This is a genomic window from Chitinophaga sp. SYP-B3965 (assembly GCF_009647655.1).
Lineage (GTDB): Bacteria > Bacteroidota > Bacteroidia > Chitinophagales > Chitinophagaceae > Chitinophaga.
This window is the reverse complement of sequence record NZ_WJFD01000001.1, coordinates 3,400,774-3,421,625: the sequence shown is the minus strand read 5'-3', so window position 1 is coordinate 3,421,625 and position 20,852 is coordinate 3,400,774. Positions and strand designations below refer to the sequence as shown.

Here is a 20,852-nt window from a genome sequence, read left to right as displayed (position 1 = left end):
ATTTCCAATGAGTTTTCTTTAAATAACATATAATGGCCATCAAAAAAGAAAATCGTCCTAAATCAAATTTCAGTAGTATCACCATTAGTCTCGCTTCTCCGGATACCATCCTGGAGCGTTCTTATGGAGAGGTGCTGAAGCCTGAAACCATCAACTACCGTACTTACAAGCCGGAACGTGATGGTTTGTTCTGCGAAAGGATATTCGGACCTGTAAAGGATTACGAATGTTATTGCGGAAAATATAAGCGTATCCGTTATAAAGGCATTGTGTGCGACCGTTGTGGTGTTGAAGTGACAGAGAAGAAAGTACGTCGTGAAAGAATGGGCCACATTCGTTTGGTAGTGCCTGTTGTTCATATCTGGTATTTCAAATCATTACCTAATAAAATCGGTTACCTGCTTGGTATGAGCTCCAAGAAACTGGAAACGATCGTGTATTATGAAAGATACGTGATCATCCAGAGTGGTGTGAAACAAGAGAAGGGACTGAACTATAGCGATCTGCTGACTGAAGAAGAATACCTGGATATCCTGGATACCCTTCCGAAAGACAACCAGATGCTGCCGGATGAAGATCCGAATAAATTCATCGCCAAAATGGGTGCTGAAGCGGTAGAAATGATGCTGTCCCGTATTGATCTGGATGGACTTTCTTACCAGCTCCGTAACCAGGCTGCCACTGAAACTTCCCAGCAACGTAAAGCGGAAGCGCTGAAACGTTTGAGTGTGGTAGAAGCTTTCCGTGATGCCAATGGCCGTGTTGATAACCGCCCTGAGTGGATGGTGATGCAATACATTCCAGTAGTACCGCCGGAATTACGTCCGCTTGTACCATTGGATGGTGGCCGTTTTGCCTCTTCTGATCTGAACGATCTGTACCGCCGGGTGATCATCCGTAACAACCGTCTCAAACGCCTGATCGAGATCAAGGCGCCAGAGGTGATCTTGCGGAATGAAAAACGGATGTTGCAGGAAGCTGTGGATTCCCTGTTCGACAACTCCAGGAAATCCAACGCCGTTAAAGCAGAAGGTGGACGCGCACTGAAATCTCTCTCTGATGTACTGAAAGGTAAACAAGGTCGTTTCCGTCAGAACTTGCTCGGTAAACGGGTTGACTATTCCGGTCGTTCCGTTATCGTGGTAGGACCTGAACTGAAACTGCACGAATGTGGTTTACCGAAAGATATGGCGGCTGAATTATTCAAACCGTTTATTATCCGTAAACTCATCGAAAGAGGTATCGTAAAAACAGTTAAATCAGCTAAGAAGCTCGTTGATAGAAAAGAAGCAGTGGTTTGGGATATCCTGGAGAATGTACTGAAAGGTCATCCGGTGATGCTCAACCGGGCTCCAACCCTTCACCGTTTGTCTATCCAGGCATTCCAGCCCAAACTGGTGGAAGGTAAAGCCATCCAGCTTCACCCGCTGGTGTGTTCTGCGTTCAACGCTGACTTTGATGGTGACCAGATGGCAGTACACGTTCCTTTGAGCAACGCTGCAATCCTGGAAGCCCAACTGTTGATGCTCTCCAGCCATAATATCCTTAACCCTCAGAATGGTACGCCTATTACCCTGCCTTCACAGGACATGGTACTTGGACTGTACTACATTTCCAAGGGTAAGAAAACTACGCCGGAAGAGATCATCAGAGGAGAAGGTAAAGCTTTCTACTCTGCTGAAGAAGTGATCATTGCTTACAATGAAGGTCGTGTTGATCTGCATGCAAACATCCGTGTTAAAGCGGACCTGCGTAAAGATGATGGCACACTGGAAAGGAAGCTGATCGAAACTACAGTAGGCCGTGTGATCTTCAACCAGTTTGTTCCGCGTGAAGCAGGCTTCGTAAATGCCCTGCTCACCAAGAAATCACTGCGTGAGATCATTGGCGATATCATTAAAGCAACAGACATTCCAAAGACTGCTAAATTCCTGGACGATATCAAGACACTTGGTTTCCGTACAGCATTCCGCGGTGGATTGTCCTTTAATATTAATGACCTGATCATCCCTGAAGCTAAACAACTCATGATCGACGGCGCAGCCGGCGAGGTGGATGAAGTGTGGGATAACTACAACACAGGTCTGATCACCAATAACGAACGTTACAACCAGATCATTGACATCTGGAGCCGTGTGGATACGAAAGTAACCGAAACACTGATCCGTGAACTGGCTAATGATAAGCAAGGTTTCAACTCAGTTTACATGATGTTGGATTCCGGTGCGCGTGGTTCTAAACAACAGATCAAACAGCTGGCTGGTTTGAGAGGATTGATGGCAAAACCGCGTAAGAGTGGTTCTTCCGGTTCCGAGATCATCGAGAACCCGATCCTTTCCAACTTTAAAGATGGTCTGAACGTATTGGAGTACTTCATCTCTACCCACGGTGCCCGTAAGGGTCTTGCGGATACAGCGTTGAAAACGGCAGATGCGGGTTACCTCACACGCCGTCTCGTAGACGTTGCACAGGATGTTGTAATTACAGAAGAAGATTGCGGTACCCTCCGTGGTATTGCTACTTCAGCCCTGAAGGATAACGAAGAAGTGGTAGAACCACTGTACGATCGTATCCTTGGCCGTACTTCCCTGCACGATGTGTTCGATCCGATCACTGAAGAGCTGGTTGTAGCAACAGGACAACAGATCACAGAAGAAATTGCCAAACATATAGAAGAAAGCACCATCGAAACAGTAGAGATCCGTTCTGTACTGACCTGCGAAAGCCGCAGAGGTGTGTGTGTGAAATGTTATGGTAAGAACCTTGCCACCGGTTACACCACACAACGTGGGGATGCCGTTGGTATCATCGCAGCACAGTCCATCGGTGAACCGGGTACACAGTTGACACTTCGTACCTTCCACGTGGGTGGTGTGGCCGGCTCTGCATCAGTAGAGTCTACACTCACCGCTAAATTTGATGGTACTGTTCAGTTCGATGGTCTGCGTACTACCACATTCGAAAACAATGATGGTGATAAAGTACAGGTGGTTATCGGCCGTACCGGTGAATTGAGGATCATGGATGTGAAGAATGACCGTCTCCTGATCACTAACAACGTACCTTATGGATCTACCCTGGTAGTGAAAGATGGTCAGAAAGTAGTGAAAGGTGATGTGATCTGCTTCTGGGATCCGTTCAACGCCGTTATCGTTTCTGAGATCGCTGGTAAGATCCGCTTTGATAGTATCATTGATGGTATCACTTACCGTGAAGAAGCGGATGAGCAAACTGGTCACCGTGAGAAAGTGGTAATTGAAACCAAGGATAAGAATAAGATCCCTTCCCTCATCGTTGATGGTAACAAGGAAAGCAAATCTTACAACTTACCAGTTGGCTCACACGTGATCCTTGAAGAAGGTGCAGTTGTGAAAGCCGGTCAGGTAATCGTTAAGATCCCCCGCGTTATCGGTAAACTGAGAGATATCACGGGTGGTCTGCCACGTGTTACGGAGCTCTTTGAAGCACGTAACCCGAGCAATCCTGCCATCGTTTCTGAAATTGATGGTGTGGTAGCATTTGGTAACATCAAACGTGGTAACCGTGAGATCATCATCGAAAGCCGCGAGCAACATATCAAGAAGTACCTCGTTCCGTTAACACGCCACATCCTGGTTCAGGATGGTGACTTCGTGAAAGCTGGTACTGCGTTGTCCGATGGTTCTATTACACCTGCAGACATCCTGTCTATTAAAGGACCGTTTGCTGTTCAGGAATACCTGGTGAATGAAATTCAGGAGGTATACCGTTTACAGGGTGTGAAGATCAACGACAAACACATTGAAGTGATCGTGCGTCAGATGATGCGTAAGGTAACGATCGAAGATCCGGGAGATACACGCTTCCTGGAAGGCGATACTACCGATAAGTTTGAATTCTTTGAAGAGAACGATCAGATCTACGATAAGAAAGTTGTAACTGAAGCGGGAGATTCAACCGGTATGAAAGCTGGTCAGATCGTATCCCTGCGTCAGGTTCGTGAAGAGAATTCTGTATTGCGCCGTGCGGACAAGAAACTTGTAGAATACCGCGATGCGGAGTCTGCAACGTCCAGCCCGCTGTTGCTTGGTATCACCAAAGCATCTCTGGGTACGCATAGCTGGATCTCTGCTGCATCCTTCCAGGAAACAACCAAAGTACTGTCTTCTGCTGCCATCAACGGTAAAACAGATGATATGCTTGGCCTGAAAGAGAATGTGATCACGGGTCACCTGATCCCTGCAGGTACTGGTTTGAGAGAGTTTGAGAATATGATCGTAGGTTCTAAAGAAGAGTATGATATCCTGGCATCTTCTAAAGAGGTGTTCCAGTTTGACGAAGAGGAATAGTTATAACTTCGAACGTAGTAAATGTATAGAGAATAAAAGGGGGCACGAACAGTGCTCCCTTTTTTATTGGAGGAAGGGGGGAAGAACCTTCTCCCAATAAATCCCCCTACACCCCTTAAGGGGTGTTTTATTTTAAGAGAATACGGGCTACGCCCTTAAGGGGGTATTTTATTTTAAGAGAATGCCGGCTGTGGCATTATAAGGGATTCGTTTTATTTAAAGAGAGTACCTTCTTTCTCTTTAAGAGAAAGAAGGCGGTGGTATTTAGGGGGGTGTTTTTATTTAAGAGAATATGGGCTGCGCCCTTAAGGTGTTCGTTTTATTTAAAGGAGGTCGCTTCTTTCTCTTAAAGAGAAAGAAGGCGGTGGTATTTAGGGGGGCGTTTTATTTAAGAGAATATGGGCTGTGCCTTAAGGTGTTTGTTTTATTTAAAGAGAGTACCTTCTTTCTCTTTAAGAAAAAGCCGGTTGCGACTTTAAATATTTTCCTACTACTTCATAGAGTGGTCTGAACTGAACGGGCTTCAGTACGTAATCATTTGCACCGGCCTGCATCACTTCATCTACGGCTTCTTTGAAGGAGTCTGCAGAGATAGCTACAACCGGCACATTTTTCAGTATGGGATCTTTTTTAAGTTCTAGCAGGGTCTCATATCCATCCATTACAGGCATGTGCATATCCAGCAGGATCAGGTCCGGGGTCTGGAGCCTGGCTTTTTCCAGCGCCTGCTGGCCGTTATCTGCCATGATCAGTTTGCAGCGGGAACGGGAAAGGAAGTTGGAGAACACCATCTGGTTCATCATATTATCTTCTACTACCAGTATCACTTTATCACTGTAATCCACATCATCCGGCAGGAAGTTAGTTTCCAGCGGGGCAGGAGGCAGCACATGTTCTTCCATAGGGAAAGTAGCAGTGAAAGTACTGCCACCGTCTTCATTACGCTGCACTTTAATTTCGCCGTATAATAATTGCGTCAGGCGTTTCGCGATGGGCAGGCCAAGGCCGGTACCATCAATAAAAGCGCCCTGCTCTGTAACAAAAGGATCAAAGATGCTATGCATCATTTCTTCCGGAATACCGACGCCCTGATCACTTACGGCCAGGGACCACTGATCGTTTTCAGGGAAGAGCAGCACATCGATCACGCTGTTATCCTTCGTGAACTTGATGGCATTGATGAGCAGGTTATTGACGATCTGGGTGAGTTTCACTTTATCGCTGATCATCCTTTCCGGCATATCCAGGTTTATTTCCAGTTCGATCTTTACGCCTTTCAGATCGGCTACATACTGGTAGATATGAATGATGTTGCTGATCCATTCCTGTATGGAGAAGGAATCCTTCCTTACGTCATCCAGCACACCGGCTTCCAGTTTGGATAGTTCCAGTACGTTGTTGATGATCTGGGTAACGTTGTAACTGGCAGAGTGGAGGTGAATGATCAGTTTGGAGATGGGTTTTAACTGTTCTGTTTTATCCATTTCCATCATCAGCAACTGGCTGATCCCAAAAATAGCATTCAGGGGATTGCGGATCTCATGGCTGGTTTCCCGGAGGAAAATGCTTTTGGTGAGATTGGCTTTTGCCAATGCTTCATTGGTGCGTTCCAGTTCTATGGCATGTTCTTTCAGGTTGCGGGTGGTGCTTTTTAGTTTGAGTACGAGCTGGTCGTTTTGCCAAACGTATAATACAATGGTGAGGCAGCTGAGCAGTACGATCACGAGTATGGCCGTATAATGTACCAGCAGGGCGGTAGCCGGTTCAAATACGATCGGCGTGATCACCGGGTAATGTTTGTTGAGTTCCATTAAGCCAAGGGCCACAAAGGTGGCGGTAATGGAAATGATCCGGGAACTGGTGTCTTTCAGGATCAGGAAAGAGGTGCCTACAATAAAGATGGCCAGGAGGCTGGCTTCCATGTTCAGGCTCAGCAGGCAGCCAAAATACACCACTGCCAGCAGGTTAGTGAACTGAACGACGATAGTGGCGGCGGTATACAACCTAAATCGGTTACAGGCTATGCCCGCGAAGAAACAGCAAGCCTCTGTTAATACACCATACAGGATCATCTTTTCACCTGATATCGTATAATAATAGAGGCCAAATATTAAGGCCAGCAGGGCAGTGAAAAGCGCTACGGCATTGTTGCGGAATATCCGGGCACGCTGATCGTCGTCCGTAATGTTTGCGGTTCCCGAGAACAGAATTGACTGGAGCTGGTGCTTAAGCCACATGGACTAAAGTTTTAACAAGGATACAATGGGGCATGCTGATTGGTATATGGTTACTGTTTTGGCGGTTTTTTTATTCTTTAATGGTAATTTAATCAAAAGCACTCACGTTTACAAAAGATTCATATTACCTTGTTGCGAAATTAAGTTGTAAGTAAAAGGCAACAATATATAAGTATATTGTAAGTTGAAAAGTAACTATTTGAAAGATAAAAACACAATACCATGCGTCTACGTTATAGACTGAGGAAAAGTCTGATTATGATCCCTGCATTGATGGCAGCAGTTGCGGTTCATGGCCAGGGGCCTTCCCTGCTTTTGAACAATTACAAGATCCCCGTGGGCAAAAAGGGCGCCCTAGTGGGACAAATATTCAATAAACAAGGCGTTGCCCCGGCAGCAAAGCTGGTGGAAGACACCTCCGGCCTCTTCACCATCGGCAAAAAAGGCGAACTGCGCCTGAACAAGAAGAGCAGTGTAACGGCCAGTGCACCTTCCTTCCAGTATGCAGTTACTATTCAGAATGGTGATGCCCGGGAAACCTTTATCCTGGTAAGGGATGATTTTCACCGTAATAAAGTGGTGGCTCACCGTGGCGCCTGGAAAAATACCGGTTCCAGTCAGAATTCCCTGAGTTCCCTGAAGGATGCTATCCGGATCGGCGCAGAGGGTACTGAGTTTGATGTATGGCTGTCTAAGGACGGTGTACCTGTACTTTCCCATGATAACCACATCGGCGATAAAAAGATCGAGGAAACGCTTGTGGCAGACCTCATTTCGATACCATTAAATAAGGGGGATCATGTGCCTTTATTTGAGGATTACATCAAAGAGGCCATGACGCAGAATACCACGCACCTGGTGCTGGAACTGAAGCCTTCCGGTTTAGGTCAGGCAAGGGCAGAGGAGCTGGCTACGAAATGTGTGGAACTGATCCGCAAGCACAAATGTGAGGCCTGGATGCTGTATATCAGCTTCGATTACAATATTTGCAAGAAAATAGCAGAATTGAACCCTTTTGCCAAGGTGGCTTACCTCAACGGGGATAAAACGCCGGCAGAGCTGAAAGCAGATAAGATCTGGGGTTTTGACTACAACTTTAAGGTAATAGATAAGGACATCAATATTATCAAGGATGCCAAGAAGAATGGTATCAATGTGAACATCTGGACGGTGAACAAACCTGAGCAGATGGACGCTTACCTGAAGGCCGGTGTGGACTACCTGACCACGGATGAGCCGGAGATGTTACTGGAGAAAGTTAAATAAGACATCATATGCCAACTGAAGAGGCTGTTTCCTGTGAGAAGCGGCCTCTTCGGCTTTATAGCTACCTTGTTCTACAAGATTAATTAAAATTCCATTTTAACGTTTTTTTATATCCCAAAAACCTTATTTTAGCCGCCTCAAGATTTCTATTTCATATTATAAGGGTTAAAAATCTACCGATCAACATGTACACTCGTCAACTTTTTGTGAAAAATGGACTATTCCTGGCAGCGGTAGCCGGTGTATTCGCATCCTGCCAACAAGGTAACAAACAAGGCACCGCATCTGCTAATGATTCTTCGGTTCATCAACCCGCTTCAGGCGCTGTTCAAAGGCTGGCGTATGTAGATATCGATTCCCTGGAAGCTCACTACGATTACTTTAAGGAAAAGAAAGCAGCACTCGAAAAAGAAAAAGAGACTGCCCAGAATGAGATCAATGCCCGTGAAAGGCAGTTACAAAGTGAATTAAGTGTGTTGCAGCAAAGGGCGCCTACAATGACGCAGGCAGAAGGTGAAGCAGCGCAAATGGGTCTTCAGAAGAAAGCCCAGCAGCATGAGCAGAACCGCCAGAGCCTGTATGCGCAATTGCAGACAAAAGAGGCGCAGTTCAATGAAGACCTGCAAAAACGCCTGGATGAAAGTATCAAGAAATTCAATTCAGACAATCGTTTTGCTTTTATCTTCTCTTATCGTAGTGGCGCAAGCAATATCCTGTACAAGGATGAAGCTTACAATGTGACCAATGATGTGATCAAGGAGTTGAACGCAGTAGCTAAAAAATAAGTCGCGGGATGTAATCCTGAAATATATTAAATTTAATCCCGGTACATTACACCGGGATTTTTTTATAACCACTTATCAACCTCACATGTCAATCAACCAGGAAAACTCTTTTAAACCAAGTCTAAGTCTGGTGGATGCCACCATGATCGTTGCCGGTTCCATGATAGGATCCGGTATTTTTATTGTATCGGCTGAGGTAGCGCGTTCTATGGGCTCTTCCGGATGGATGATGGCCATGTGGGTATTAGCGGGTGTGGTAACGTTGATCGCTGCACTGAGTTATGGTGAATTATCCGGGATGTTCCCTAAAGCAGGCGGGCAATATGTTTATCTCCGTGAAGCTTACAATCCTTTTATTGCTTTCCTTTTCGGATGGACGCAGTTTGGTGTGATCCAGACGGGTACCATTGCGGCGGTGGCCATGGCTTTTGCCAAATATGTGGGATACCTGGCGCCGGGGCTGGGAGAAACGAATTACCTGCTGGAGGTAGGAGGGTTTCATCTTTCGGCAGCGCAATTGGTAGCGATGGCTTCTATTATTTTACTCACCTTTATTAATACGAAGGGGGTGAAAAATGGTAAGATCATTCAAACCGTTTTCACTTTCACGAAGTTGTTCTCTCTTTTTGGATTGATCATTTTCGGATTGATCATCGGCGCCAAAGCAGAGATCTGGAATGCTAACTGGGAGAACGCCTGGCAGCTCAGTAACCTCAGCATGGAAAACGGGCAACTGGTAACAACCGGTTTAACTACAATGGCCTTCTTCGGTGCGATGGCAGTTTCCATGAAGGGTACTTTGTTTTCCAGCGATGCCTGGAACAACGTTACTTTCATTGCAGGCGAGATCAAAAATCCACAGAAGAATATTGGCCGTGCCTTGTTATTGGGTACGCTGATCGTTACCATTATCTATGTAGCTACTAACGTAATGTACCTGGCAGTATTGCCTTTTAATGATATCGCTTTTGCGCCTTCAGACAGGGTAGGAGTGGCAGCAGCAGAAAGCATCTTTGGTGCAGGTGTTGGGGCTGTGACCATTGCGGTGATGATCATCATTTCTACTTTTGGTTGTAACAACGGATTGATCTTATCTGGTGCGCGTATTTATTATACCATGGCAAAAGATGGTTTGTTCTTCAAACAGGCAGGAGAGTTGAATAAAGATGATGTACCTGGTTTTGGTTTATGGATCCAATGTGCCTGGACTTGCCTCCTCTGCCTCAGCGGTAAATACAACGACCTGCTGGCGATGGTGATCTTTGGTGTACTGGTGTTCTATGTGATCACGATCCTTGGGATCTTCATCCTGCGCAAAACAAGGCCGGATGTACCACGCAGCTACAAAGCTTTCGGGTATCCTGTATTGCCTGCATTGTATATCCTGATCGCTTTTTCACTGGCGGTGTTATTGCTGATCTATGAACCTAATTACGCTATTCCCGGATTGGGCATCATCCTGTTAGGCATACCATTATACTTCATTGCACTACGCAGTAAAAAATAAAGAAAAGGCCCGGTGATACACCGGGCCTTTTCTTTATAGGTATTTTAACAACTCATGCACGGAATGACCAAAAAAGAAAAAGCCCCCCGTGCGAGCGCCAACCTGCACATGGGGGCCATGTTTAATGTTCCTAAAAACGATCAAATGTATGGATTTTTACCGGTTCTCCTGGCGTCGGACCATTTACCGCTGGGGGCTATTTTGCAGATGACAAAGAAATAAGGGAAACCATGCTCCTGTGCAGGCCCCAAAGTGTTTGATCACTTTGGGGCCTGTGCTTTTATGCATGCTTAACGTTCAGGTAACATGTAACGCCTACATTTATCCACGTTAATTTCAATTGTTCTGCCATGCCCGAAATTCCAGCAAAAGTACTTTTTGAGGAGTTGTTTGTCACAAACCGGGACAAGGTATACCGCTTTGCATACAAGTTAACCAGCGATGCAGAAAGGGCGGAAGAGATCACTCAGCAATGTTTTGTACGGTTATGGGAGAATATGGAAAAGGTGCAGCCCGGCCAGGATATTTTCCCTTTGTTGTTTGTTTACGTGAAGAACATCGTAATTGATGAAACCCGCAAATTATACAGGGAAAAGAAGAACCTGGGCGAGTTAACCCTGCATAAAAAAGAAGTGCGCGATGAGGATTCTGCAGAGAATACCTTATTGTATAAAGAGTTACGGAAGGAAATCCAACAACTGGTGGCCCGGTTGCCGGAACAGCGGCGGAACATTTACCTGATGAGCCGCGATGAAGGCCGTTCCCACAAAGAAATTGCTGACCAATTGTCCCTATCACCTATGACCGTCAGGAATCATCTGCAGCTGGCGATGCAATTTATCCGCCGGGAATTAACGGCCCGTTAGCCATCCTATGTTACCAAATTATGAACTCCATTTTTCCATTGGTACATCCTTCTTTTACAAACGTACTCTTATTACAACCGGGTTAATAACCACCGTTTGACTAACACATGAACCACCAATTGTTGGATAAATACTTTAAAGGCCTTTGTACAGAAGCAGAACAGGAACAGGTGGAAACCTGGATCGGTCAACAGGATAACAAGGAGCTGGACAAGTATCTGATGACAAAATGGGATGAGCCAACACCGGTTAGAAAGATAAGACGGATCCCATGGCTACGGATGGCCGCTGCGGCCGCCGTACTGGGGATCATTGGCACGGCAGGTTTCCTGTTGCAGCAGAATACCGTGCAGGAGATCCGCCATACCAGGCACATGGATACTTTATCGAATAACGGCCCCGGCGTTAAGCTGGTGCATATGCCGGATGGTACGTCTGTATGGTTGAATGGGTATTCTATGCTCATATACAACGAAGATTATAACATTAAAAAACGGGAGTTGTGGTTGAGGGGAGAAGCCTATTTTGAAGTGAAAACGAATGATGAAAAACCGTTTAGCGTGAATACAGGGGGGCTGATCACTACCGCATTGGGTACTTCATTTAATATTGCCTCCTCCTGTTATACAGACAGCAGCATCCATGTGAGCCTGATATCAGGGAAGGCGGCGGTAAGTACAGAAGATACCACGCTGGCCTTCACAAAAATATTACTGCCTGGGAAAAGGATCAGTTACAAGAACAGTAAAGAATATAAGGAATCGACCTTTGCTATAAGGGAAGCTATCGACTGGAAGAATGGCACATTGATCTTTGATAATACACCGCTGGATGAAGTGTTTGCGAAACTGCAACGCAGGTATGGGCAGACCTTTATCTTAATGGATAAAACCATCGCGGAAAAAAGGATGACAGCAACATTTCCCTTGCAGACATCACTTAATCTTATACTTAAAAAAATGTCTTTTGTGCAGCGTATTTCTTATAGCCAAAGAGGAGACAGCACTTTTGTTCATATCACGAAGAATTAGTTAACAGACCCGGCTTTTGACAACAGTTCATCTGACTGGCAGGAAATCCTGCTACCAGGTATCTCATGCACATGCTTCATCTCAACCAGATATAAAAAGCAACAAAAACGTATGCAGAATTTTACACGTAAATTTTTTAACAGGCGCACAGCCATCTATTTAACATTTGCTATTTTATTATGCGGGCAGCACCTGGTATTAGCTGCACAGTCATATAAAACTTTGCAACAAAAGATCTCTTTAAAAACCGGGAAGACTAATGTGGCAGAAGTGGTCAAAGCACTGCAATCACAAACTTCCTTTATTTATGCATATGATCCTTTATACCTTGGTAAATGTGCCGTATCAGAACTGGAATTTTCTTCCACTGATCTCGGAAAAGTATTGGAGTTCCTGGACAGGAACACACCCGTAGATATCGACTACAACAATAATACAATTGCCATCCGTGAAGGAAAGGCCGAAGCTTTGGCAAGAAGGATAGAAGATGGTACAATATCCGGAAAGGTGGTGGATAACCGTAATGAACCACTTCCTGGGGTAACTATTATGATAGAAGGAAGAGGAGGCGCTGTAACACAGGTAGATGGCAGTTACTCCATTAAATTACCTCCGGGTAAATATGTACTCACATTCCGTTACATCTCTTATAATACACAGAAGGTTACAGATATCGTCGTAAGAGAAAAACAGCTGACATCGTTGAATGTGTTGATGACCGCCTCTTCTTCTGCTTTGAAAGAGGTAGTGATCACCGGCAATTACCAGAAAGCTTCTGTGGAAGGACTGTATGCCCTGCAAAAAAATAACGCAGCAGTATCTGATGGTATCAGTGCTGAGCAGATCAGGGTAACACCGGATAATAATGCGGCGCAGGTATTGAAAAGAGTGAACGGCATCACGGTGCAGGACGATAAGTTTGTGACGGTACGGGGATTGAGCGAGCGATATAATAATGTGATCCTGAATGGCGCTAACCTTCCCAGCACGGAACCTAACAGAAGAAACTTTTCCTTTGACGTGATACCGAGTGCATTGATAGATAATATCATCGTCAATAAAACAGCCACACCGGATATGCCGGCAGAGTTTGCTGGCGGGCTTGTACAGGTGAATACACGGAGCATTCCTGAAAAGAACTTCCTGGCAATAACATTAGGAACAGGCATCAATACAAACAGTACCGGGAAGTCCATGTATGGTACAAAACGTGGCGGTAATGACTACCTGGGCTTTGATGATGGTACGCGTGGCTGGTGGAATAAAAAATGGAGCAATGAGGAATACCGTAAATACCTGGGTGCAGGAGACAAGGAGAACCGTAGCAGGATGGAACGGGAGATACCCAACAACTGGGGGCTGCGTGCATATGATTATTCACCGGTACAGAACTACCAGTTGATGCTGGGCAGAAAGATAGATCTGAAAGACAAGGTCACATCTTTTGGGGTTACGCTGGCAGCCACTTATCGCCATGAAGAAAGTGTAGTGGATGAAACACGCTATTTCCCTTCCTATTATCAATATGATAGTGCGCGTACTTATAATTTTAACACAGCGCTGGGTGCAGTAGCGAACATTGGTTTTCAGACCAAAGGGCACAAGATTGCTTTTAAGAACTTATATAACCGCCGTTTCAGTAACGAAGCCAACGTTTTTTATGGCATGAACTGGGACAGGGGAGACGGGCCGGTAAAATACTATATTGATGTAACCCTGATCAATTCCCTGTGGCAGAACAGGCTGGAAGGGGAACATCTTCTCGGTAAACACCTGAAGTTCGATTGGTCTGCTGATAACATAGTACTGGATAGAGACCAGCCGGACACAAGGGCATCCAACGGGCGTTCGGGTGGTGGACCAAAAGGACAGTACAGGAACTATAACCTGAATGACGGATCCAGTGGTGTTCTATCAGATGGATTGACCATCTTCAATTCAAGGCTGAAAGAAAAGCGTAACAATGTGGCAGGAAACTTTACGGTGCCGGTTAAGATCGGCGGTGTGATACAAAACTTTAAGGCTGGTTACGCAGGTACTTTCCGCGATGCAGATAACAAAAGCCTGGCACTTCGCACTTATTACGATCCATCCGCTAATACAGCAGATAAACTGGCAAAGATAGACAGTGCTGTGTTTGGTAAATCAGATTATGAATTACATGCACCTGCATTCTTTCAGCCGGGTATGCTGCAATACCAACCTTCCGGTATAGGCAGGCAGGGATTTGCAGGAGATGATTATACCGGTAAACAACAGATACATGCAGGTTATCTGATGACAGACCTGAAATTCCTGAAAAACTTCCGCTTTATCGGAGGGGTGAGGCTGGAACAGAATAACATGGAATTGCAGGGTATTTCTTATGACTACAGGACCGGTTTGCCAAGGGACACTGTGATGAAGTACAGCAAAACTGATTGGCTGCCATCTTTCAACCTGGTATATAGCCTGAACAGCCGTATGAATATCAGGGCAGCTTACTCACAAACTTTAGCAAGAGCAGACTTCAGGGAAAGAGCACCATATATCTATTATGAATTTAAAGAGAGGAGTTCTTACAAAGGAGCATTAGGGCTGAAAGATGCAAAGATCACTAATATGGACCTCCGATATGAGTTCTATCCAGCTCCGGGAGAAGTGATCTCTGTATCTGCTTTTTATAAAAAATTCGATAACCCGGTTGAACTGATAGGTGATTTCAGCAGTGGTAATGCCAGCGGCCTCTTCTATTATTTTAACCTGCAAAGTTCTACGAGCAAAGGTTTTGAACTGGACCTCCGTAAGTCTTTAGGTTTTATCAGGCCAGGCGCCAAATGGCTGAAACAGATATTTATAAGCGCCAATGCTTCATGGATGCAGGCAAATGTGCGGTATAACACCAGGGAGTTACTGAATGCTGCCAATGGTGTAAGCGGAAGGAATGATACAATCCTGGCGCCGGATTCCCGTAACCGCCCCCTGCAAGGCCTTTCTCCTTATGTGTTGAATGGCAGCATCGGTTACTTCGGAGAAGTGATAGGCGTGAATGTGGCTTACAACAAATATGGTCCGCGTATCCTGGTAGGTGGTTACCAGGCATGGGATGATCAGTACGAAAACCCGCGTGATGTAATTGATCTGCAGCTGAGTGCTAATCTTTTAAAGAAACGGATGCAGGTACGGTTAAACATCAGTGACCTTTTGCAGCAGGATAATATCGTGTACCAGAACCAGTCGTTGAAGCCATCCGGCAATACCGGAGGAGCAAGCGAAACAGACATGTATATGCTGACCAACAAAACAAACAATGATCCTAAAGGAAACCGATATAACAGTGAAACAGATTATGTGAGGAACCGCTGGTTCAAAGGCAGGAACCTGAGCTTCAACATCACTTATAACTTTTAAAGTCCGCAGGTATTAAGTAAGCTTCAGAAAAAAATAATGTCATGAAAACACATTTAATTGTTGTCAGCTTGCTGGCCATGGTAATCTTTGCTGCTTGTAAAAAAGACGTGAAACTGGAAGATCAGCATGTGAAGGCAGGTGTTTTGCTAAGCGGTGCTACATTACCGGGCATTATTGATACTGAAGTTGTATTGTACAATGGTACTTACTATCTCAATGGTAAAACTTTTATCAAGCCGGGAGGAAACCTGGTGATCCATGCGGGGGTTATTATAAAAGGTATTTCCAAACCTACTCCTGCACAGGCTTCTGCTCTGGTTGTTACCCGTGGTGGTTTGATCCATGCACTGGGTACTGTTGACCAGCCTGTTATATTTACCTCAGACAACACGATCCCTGCTCCGGGAGACTGGGGTGGGATAGTGATCCTGGGCTCCGCCCCTGTGAACCAGGCTGAACCTCTTATTGAAGGGATCGATATGCCAACACTTCCGCCCGCTGTAGATATGCACTATGGTGGTAGTTATGCGACTGACAGTTCCGGAGTTCTGAGATATGTGCGTATCGAATGGGCCGGAGCTATCCTTACAAACGATAACGAACTGAACAGCCTCACCCTGGGCGGTGTTGGCAGCCGTACCGTGTTGGATTATATACAGGCTTCTTACGGCCTCGATGATTCTTTTCAATTTTTTGGTGGTACAGTAAATGCTACCCATCTGGTATCACTGAATACGAAAGACGACATCCTGGACTTCAATCTTGGTTATACCGGCACTGTTCAATATGTGCTTGGTATCCGCAGACCGGGTTTCGTTTATTCTTCAGCAAACGGTATTGAATCTGACAATGGAGGTGGCCCTTTTAATATCCCGATAACACGGCCAGCTGTTTCTAATGTCACCATGACAGGAGGTGAAACTTCCGCTTTACCGGGTACGCAACGGGCTGTTTATATCAAAACTAATTCAGGGATAAATATTACTAACTCCATTTTTACAGGATATGGGACCGGCTTCCAGTCAACAACACCAAACGTGTTCACCGGTAATGTAGTGCATGCATTCAGTACACTTGGCATACCCGCGGGCAATATTGGTGTTGTGAATTCCAACAATTCTAATGGGGGTGTTGAGCTGGTTGATCCATTTAGTGTTGGCGTGAGCTTCGACCCGTCTACAACTTTGGCGGCTCATACAGATAAAGGCTGTAACCCGGCTTTCGATTATTGGTTCCTGACCTGGACCGCAGGTCTGTAATTACAAATTCAAATTCATTGCATCCATTAGATAACAAATTCATTCATTCATTAAAACCTAAAAAATTCAAACCATGAAAAAGCTCATGATTGCAGCCAGCGCGCTGACCCTGTTAACCTTCGCCGCTTGTAAAAAAGACGCACAAAAGCAAGGCGAGCAAAATGTAAGAGCAGGTGTTCTGCCAAACGGTTCTACAATACCCGGTATTATTAGCGGTAACGTAGAGCTGATTGAGAATGGCACTTATTACCTGGATGGTAAAAGTTATGTTACTCCCGGTGGAGAAATAGTTATCAACAAAGGTGCTACCATTAAAGGTATCTCCAAAAGTACTCCTGCAGAAGCTTCAGCGCTGATCGTTACCCGCGGCGGTTTGATCCATGCAGTTGGTACTGTTGAACAACCTATCGTATTCACTTCTAACAATGGTACTCCTGCTGTTGGAGACTGGGGTGGTGTTGTGATCCTGGGTTCTGCTCCCTGCAACAAAGTTGGAGCTTCTATTGAAGGTATCGATCTGCCTTCACTTCCTCCTGGCGTAGATGTACAATACGGTGGTTCTAATGCAACAGACAGCTCTGGTATCCTGAAATATGTACGTATTGAGTGGGCTGGTGCTAACGTTTCAGACAACAACGAACTGAACAGCCTCACCCTGGGTGGTGTAGGTAGCCACACAACACTGGATTACATTCAGGTTTCTTATGGCAGAGACGATGCTTTCGAATTCTTCGGTGGAACTGTTAATGCTTCTCACCTGGTATCTCTGAACACTAACGATGACATCCTGGATACAGACCATGGTTTTACCGGTACGCTTTCTTATGTACTTGCTATCCGCAGACCAGGTTTTATTTATGCTGATGCAAACGGTATCGAATCAGACAATGATGCAAACAGTTCTTCAGATACTCCAAGAACACGGCCTACCATTGAATACGCTACCTTCATCGCTGGCCAGAATTCTGCTTTCTTAGGTACACTGAATGCTGCGCGTTTTAGAAGAAACACTGGTTTCAATGTTACTAACTCTATCTTCATGGGTTATAATAATGGTACAACTGAAACAGAAGGTGCATCAGGTGTGTTTACCGGCAACGTAGTACATGTATTCCTCACACTGGGAGCCATTAACCCGCTGACCAACGAGACTTACATTCATGCTACTGATGCAAATGCAGACATCCAATTGGTAGATCCGTTTTCTTTGCTTCCTAATTTCGACCCAAGCACAACAACTGTAGGATCAGGTAAAGGCTGTAACCCGGCTTTCGATTATTGGTTCCTGACCTGGACTGCTGGTCTGTAATATCTTGTTAAACTAACTGCTTTTACAATTTGTAAAAATAGATGCAACGAATTTTAGCAGGTGATAGGAAACTATCACCTGCTTATTTCATAATTACCGATTAAATTTTACATTAATGAAAAGAAACATTTTACTACTACTTTCTATTTGCCTTGCTGCCTGTACAAAAGAAGGAACATTACAGGAAGAAAAACATATTTTGGAAATATCTGCCAGCAGTTATTGGGCAGACGAAACAGCGGTGTCTGCATTGACATGGAATGATGCCCTCGTAATGGATAGTATGAGTAAAGTCAAAAACGGCTTTAACAAGAGAATAGTAGAGAAAGTGGGCGGTCAGCAACACCTGAAACTGAAGGACCTCAGGGATGGACAAATATGGATGGACACTTTGCTGGATATCTCTGATAACTTTGTATCCATCACCATCCTGCAGTTCGAAAAGACCGGGAAGCCTCAGTTCCTGCTTAACAAAAGAGGGGAAGCAGCGGCGCCTGATAAGAGGAAGATAGGATTTACCTTTTCAGACCCTGAACTGCCTGAAAAGCTTACCCTGGAACTTTACCGTGTTAAGATGATCAATCCTATTACACCGGGAGAAGGAATGACTGAACCTATTGTTATTTTTGAAAACATCCAGCGGGGTAAGTTTACCGGCTTTACCACCATCAATTATTTCACGGGTTTTGAAACAGGTGTAAGGTTTGTTTACAAATTGAAAAATGCTGCCACCAATACATACCTGCTGAACGGAGATGTTATTGATCCTGCCAGGTACACGAAAGGAGGGCGTTTTAATTTAAACGCGAATTCGCTCAGAGATTTTGGCAGCTCTATCTATGATATTAAACGAAATGTGGCCGGTGGTGTTGTTACATCGTATGTTTCCAACTACCTTGCCGCGTTTTAATTCATCGTTATGCGTCTTCAACTGCTTTGCCTGATATTGCTATTCAGCGCCTGCCGTAAGCAGGATGCCCCTGTGCCTGCCGGACCGGCAACGCAGCAGGAGATCAATAACTGGATCCTTGCCAACATGCGGGAATACTATCTTTGGAACCAGTCCCTTCCAGCTATGGCAGATGGGCAGCAGGAACCTGTTGCCTTCTTTAACAGTCTGAAACAACCAGGAGACCGGTTCTCCGTTATATATAATGCAAGTAATTTTCCAAGGGGGATGCTGCGCACGTTCGGCATCGATTATTATGTGATCCCCTGGGCGCAGGCACCGGGTGGTGCAATCGGCATTCTCAATTTTGTGATCCCTGGCACCAAAGCTGCGCTCAATGGCCTCAAAAGGGGCGATTACTTCACCCGTATCAGTAATACGGTGATCACGCCTGCCAATGTTCAACAACTTGGAGCGGAACTGTTGCAAAAGAATAACAGCACCATTACCACTGCAAGGATAGGAGACAATGGACAGGTTACCGAAATAAACCAGATAGCTATAGAGGGCAGGAGCATTGTGGAGAACCCTCTTTATGAAAAGCAAATATGGCAGATCAGCGGAAAGAAGGTAGCTTATCTCTTCCTGAATAATTTTGATGACTATTATAATAAGGATGTACTGCAGGCCTTCCGGAAATTTAAAGAAGAAGGCGTTACAGAACTGATCATCGACCTTCGTTATAATCCCGGTGGCAGTGTAACCGGCTCCGCTTTACTCAGCGCTTTGGTGGCGCCGGGTATTGATGAGCTGAAACCTTTTGTACAATACGCCGGTAATGCAAAGCAACAGGTAAGGATGCGTTCCTTTAAGGATGTTTTAGCCGTGCCTTCAGGGGAAAACAAAGTGATCCCTTTCAGCGAACTGGCTCCCGGACGATTATCCCTTCCCAGGGTATTTGTGCTGGGAACAGGTATTACTGCATCTTCTTCAGAATTACTGATCAATAATCTCAAACCTTATATGCAGGTAGTACTGATTGGCCAAACCACTTTTGGTAAAGATGTGGGGGCTGTTAGTATTACTGACAAACGTATTCCCTGGTCCCTTTTCCCTATTACCTATAAATTATCAAACGCCAAAGGAGAAGGCGGATATGAAAACGGCATAACACCACAATATGTGAGTGACGAGAAAAGTATTTTGCCGTTATTTCCTATCGCAGATCAGCAGGACCCACTGATCGCAAAAGCGCTGTCCATCATTTCAGGAGGAGGGCGGCAGTTTGAAAGGATTCAGCCACCTGTAAAAGTTTTATACGACTCAAGGCAGCTTTTAAGCGAATCATCCATTGTTATACTCCCGGATTAATGATTGTGAGAAAATTTGGGCAGTAGTACAGCAGCGCAGTGATTTTCCTGCGCTGTTTTTTATTTGTTAACAACCCACTGCAGAAATCCGGCATTACCAACAGGAACGGATAAACTTTTTATAGGGTTTGGGGCCTTTACAATTCACTAACAGCGCAATTTTCAATGCGTTGCAAATTCCTTTTTTTCATTCGTTAAAAAATTAACCACTGCAATATTATAACAGCGGGGAGTTGTAATTTAGTATCGCACTCAAGCAAAGACAGATTACCGATTTAGCCTGACAAAAAAGTGAACAGTTAACTGATAACCCAAAATACCTGAATTAAAGATATAACCAGATAAAGACACAGGAGATCTCCACCATTTAGATCCTCCACACATTTTTTACCATGCTGTTATTAGCAGTGTTGCTGTCGTCACCAACTTGCTAATAACAAGCATGTGTATTCAACTAATTGCAATGGCGCGAGCTTTTTGAAAAGCCCTCTTTAGAGAACCATTAAGAGCCTACACAATTGCATTCTCGAACATTCACATGATTTATGCCCGGCACATTGTATCTACAGTGTGCTTTTTTTTTCGTTTATAGCTTGATGTTAGTGTTTTTCCGGG

Annotated in this window: 13 protein-coding genes; 12 read left to right on the top strand and 1 reads right to left on the bottom strand. The window is 45.0% G+C overall.

From position 1 onward, the window contains the following. Positions 1-32 precede the first annotated feature (32 nt). Positions 33-4,328 carry a DNA-directed RNA polymerase subunit beta' gene (gene rpoC, locus GFS24_RS13545; protein WP_153660089.1) on the top strand — a complete coding sequence of 1,432 codons (4,296 nt, stop codon included), beginning with the start codon at positions 33-35 and terminating at the stop codon, positions 4,326-4,328. 452 nt (positions 4,329-4,780) lie between these two features. Here the strand turns inward: rpoC and GFS24_RS13540 are convergent, their stop codons facing one another. Continuing rightward, the gene (locus GFS24_RS13540) at positions 4,781-6,565 is read right to left on the bottom strand and encodes a response regulator (RefSeq protein WP_153660088.1); all 1,785 of its coding nucleotides are present in this window, start codon (positions 6,563-6,565) and stop codon (positions 4,781-4,783) included. Positions 6,566-6,787: 222 nt separating this feature from the next. Here GFS24_RS13540 and GFS24_RS13535 point away from each other — a divergent pair, with 222 nt between their 5' ends. The 11 genes from GFS24_RS13535 (at position 6,788) to GFS24_RS13485 (ending at position 20,238) form a co-directional block, all read left to right on the top strand. After that, positions 6,788-7,831 carry a glycerophosphodiester phosphodiesterase family protein gene (locus GFS24_RS13535; protein ID WP_153660087.1) on the top strand — a complete coding sequence of 348 codons (1,044 nt, stop codon included), beginning with the start codon at positions 6,788-6,790 and terminating at the stop codon, positions 7,829-7,831. A gap of 185 nt (positions 7,832-8,016) precedes the next feature. After that, on the top strand, positions 8,017-8,616 hold the full coding sequence (locus GFS24_RS13530; RefSeq protein ID WP_153660086.1) for an OmpH family outer membrane protein: 600 nt from the start codon (positions 8,017-8,019) through the stop codon (positions 8,614-8,616). A gap of 85 nt (positions 8,617-8,701) precedes the next feature. Then, entirely contained in the window at positions 8,702-10,123 is a 1,422-nt protein-coding gene (locus GFS24_RS13525) for an APC family permease (RefSeq protein WP_153660085.1), read from the top strand. A 63-nt stretch (positions 10,124-10,186) separates the two neighbouring features. After that, entirely contained in the window at positions 10,187-10,345 is a 159-nt protein-coding gene (locus GFS24_RS13520) for a hypothetical protein (RefSeq protein ID WP_153660084.1), read from the top strand. 128 nt (positions 10,346-10,473) lie between these two features. Further along, complete coding sequence (locus GFS24_RS13515) at positions 10,474-10,989, top strand: RNA polymerase sigma-70 factor (RefSeq protein WP_153660083.1); 516 nt, start codon at positions 10,474-10,476, stop codon at positions 10,987-10,989. Positions 10,990-11,096: 107 nt separating this feature from the next. After that, on the top strand, positions 11,097-12,020 hold the full coding sequence (locus GFS24_RS13510; protein ID WP_153660082.1) for a FecR family protein: 924 nt from the start codon (positions 11,097-11,099) through the stop codon (positions 12,018-12,020). 111 nt (positions 12,021-12,131) lie between these two features. Continuing rightward, positions 12,132-15,410: a TonB-dependent receptor gene (locus GFS24_RS13505; protein WP_153660081.1), complete on the top strand. Its 3,279-nt coding sequence runs from the start codon at positions 12,132-12,134 to the stop codon at positions 15,408-15,410. Between the two features lie 41 nt (positions 15,411-15,451). Next, positions 15,452-16,669 carry a hypothetical protein gene (locus tag GFS24_RS13500; protein ID WP_153660080.1) on the top strand — a complete coding sequence of 406 codons (1,218 nt, stop codon included), beginning with the start codon at positions 15,452-15,454 and terminating at the stop codon, positions 16,667-16,669. A gap of 73 nt (positions 16,670-16,742) precedes the next feature. Then, positions 16,743-17,978 carry a hypothetical protein gene (locus GFS24_RS13495; RefSeq protein ID WP_153660079.1) on the top strand — a complete coding sequence of 412 codons (1,236 nt, stop codon included), beginning with the start codon at positions 16,743-16,745 and terminating at the stop codon, positions 17,976-17,978. A gap of 115 nt (positions 17,979-18,093) precedes the next feature. After that, on the top strand, positions 18,094-18,888 hold the full coding sequence (locus tag GFS24_RS13490) for a hypothetical protein (protein ID WP_153660078.1): 795 nt from the start codon (positions 18,094-18,096) through the stop codon (positions 18,886-18,888). 9 nt (positions 18,889-18,897) lie between these two features. Continuing rightward, entirely contained in the window at positions 18,898-20,238 is a 1,341-nt protein-coding gene (locus GFS24_RS13485) for a S41 family peptidase (protein ID WP_153660077.1), read from the top strand. The last annotated feature ends 614 nt before the right edge of the window (positions 20,239-20,852 follow it).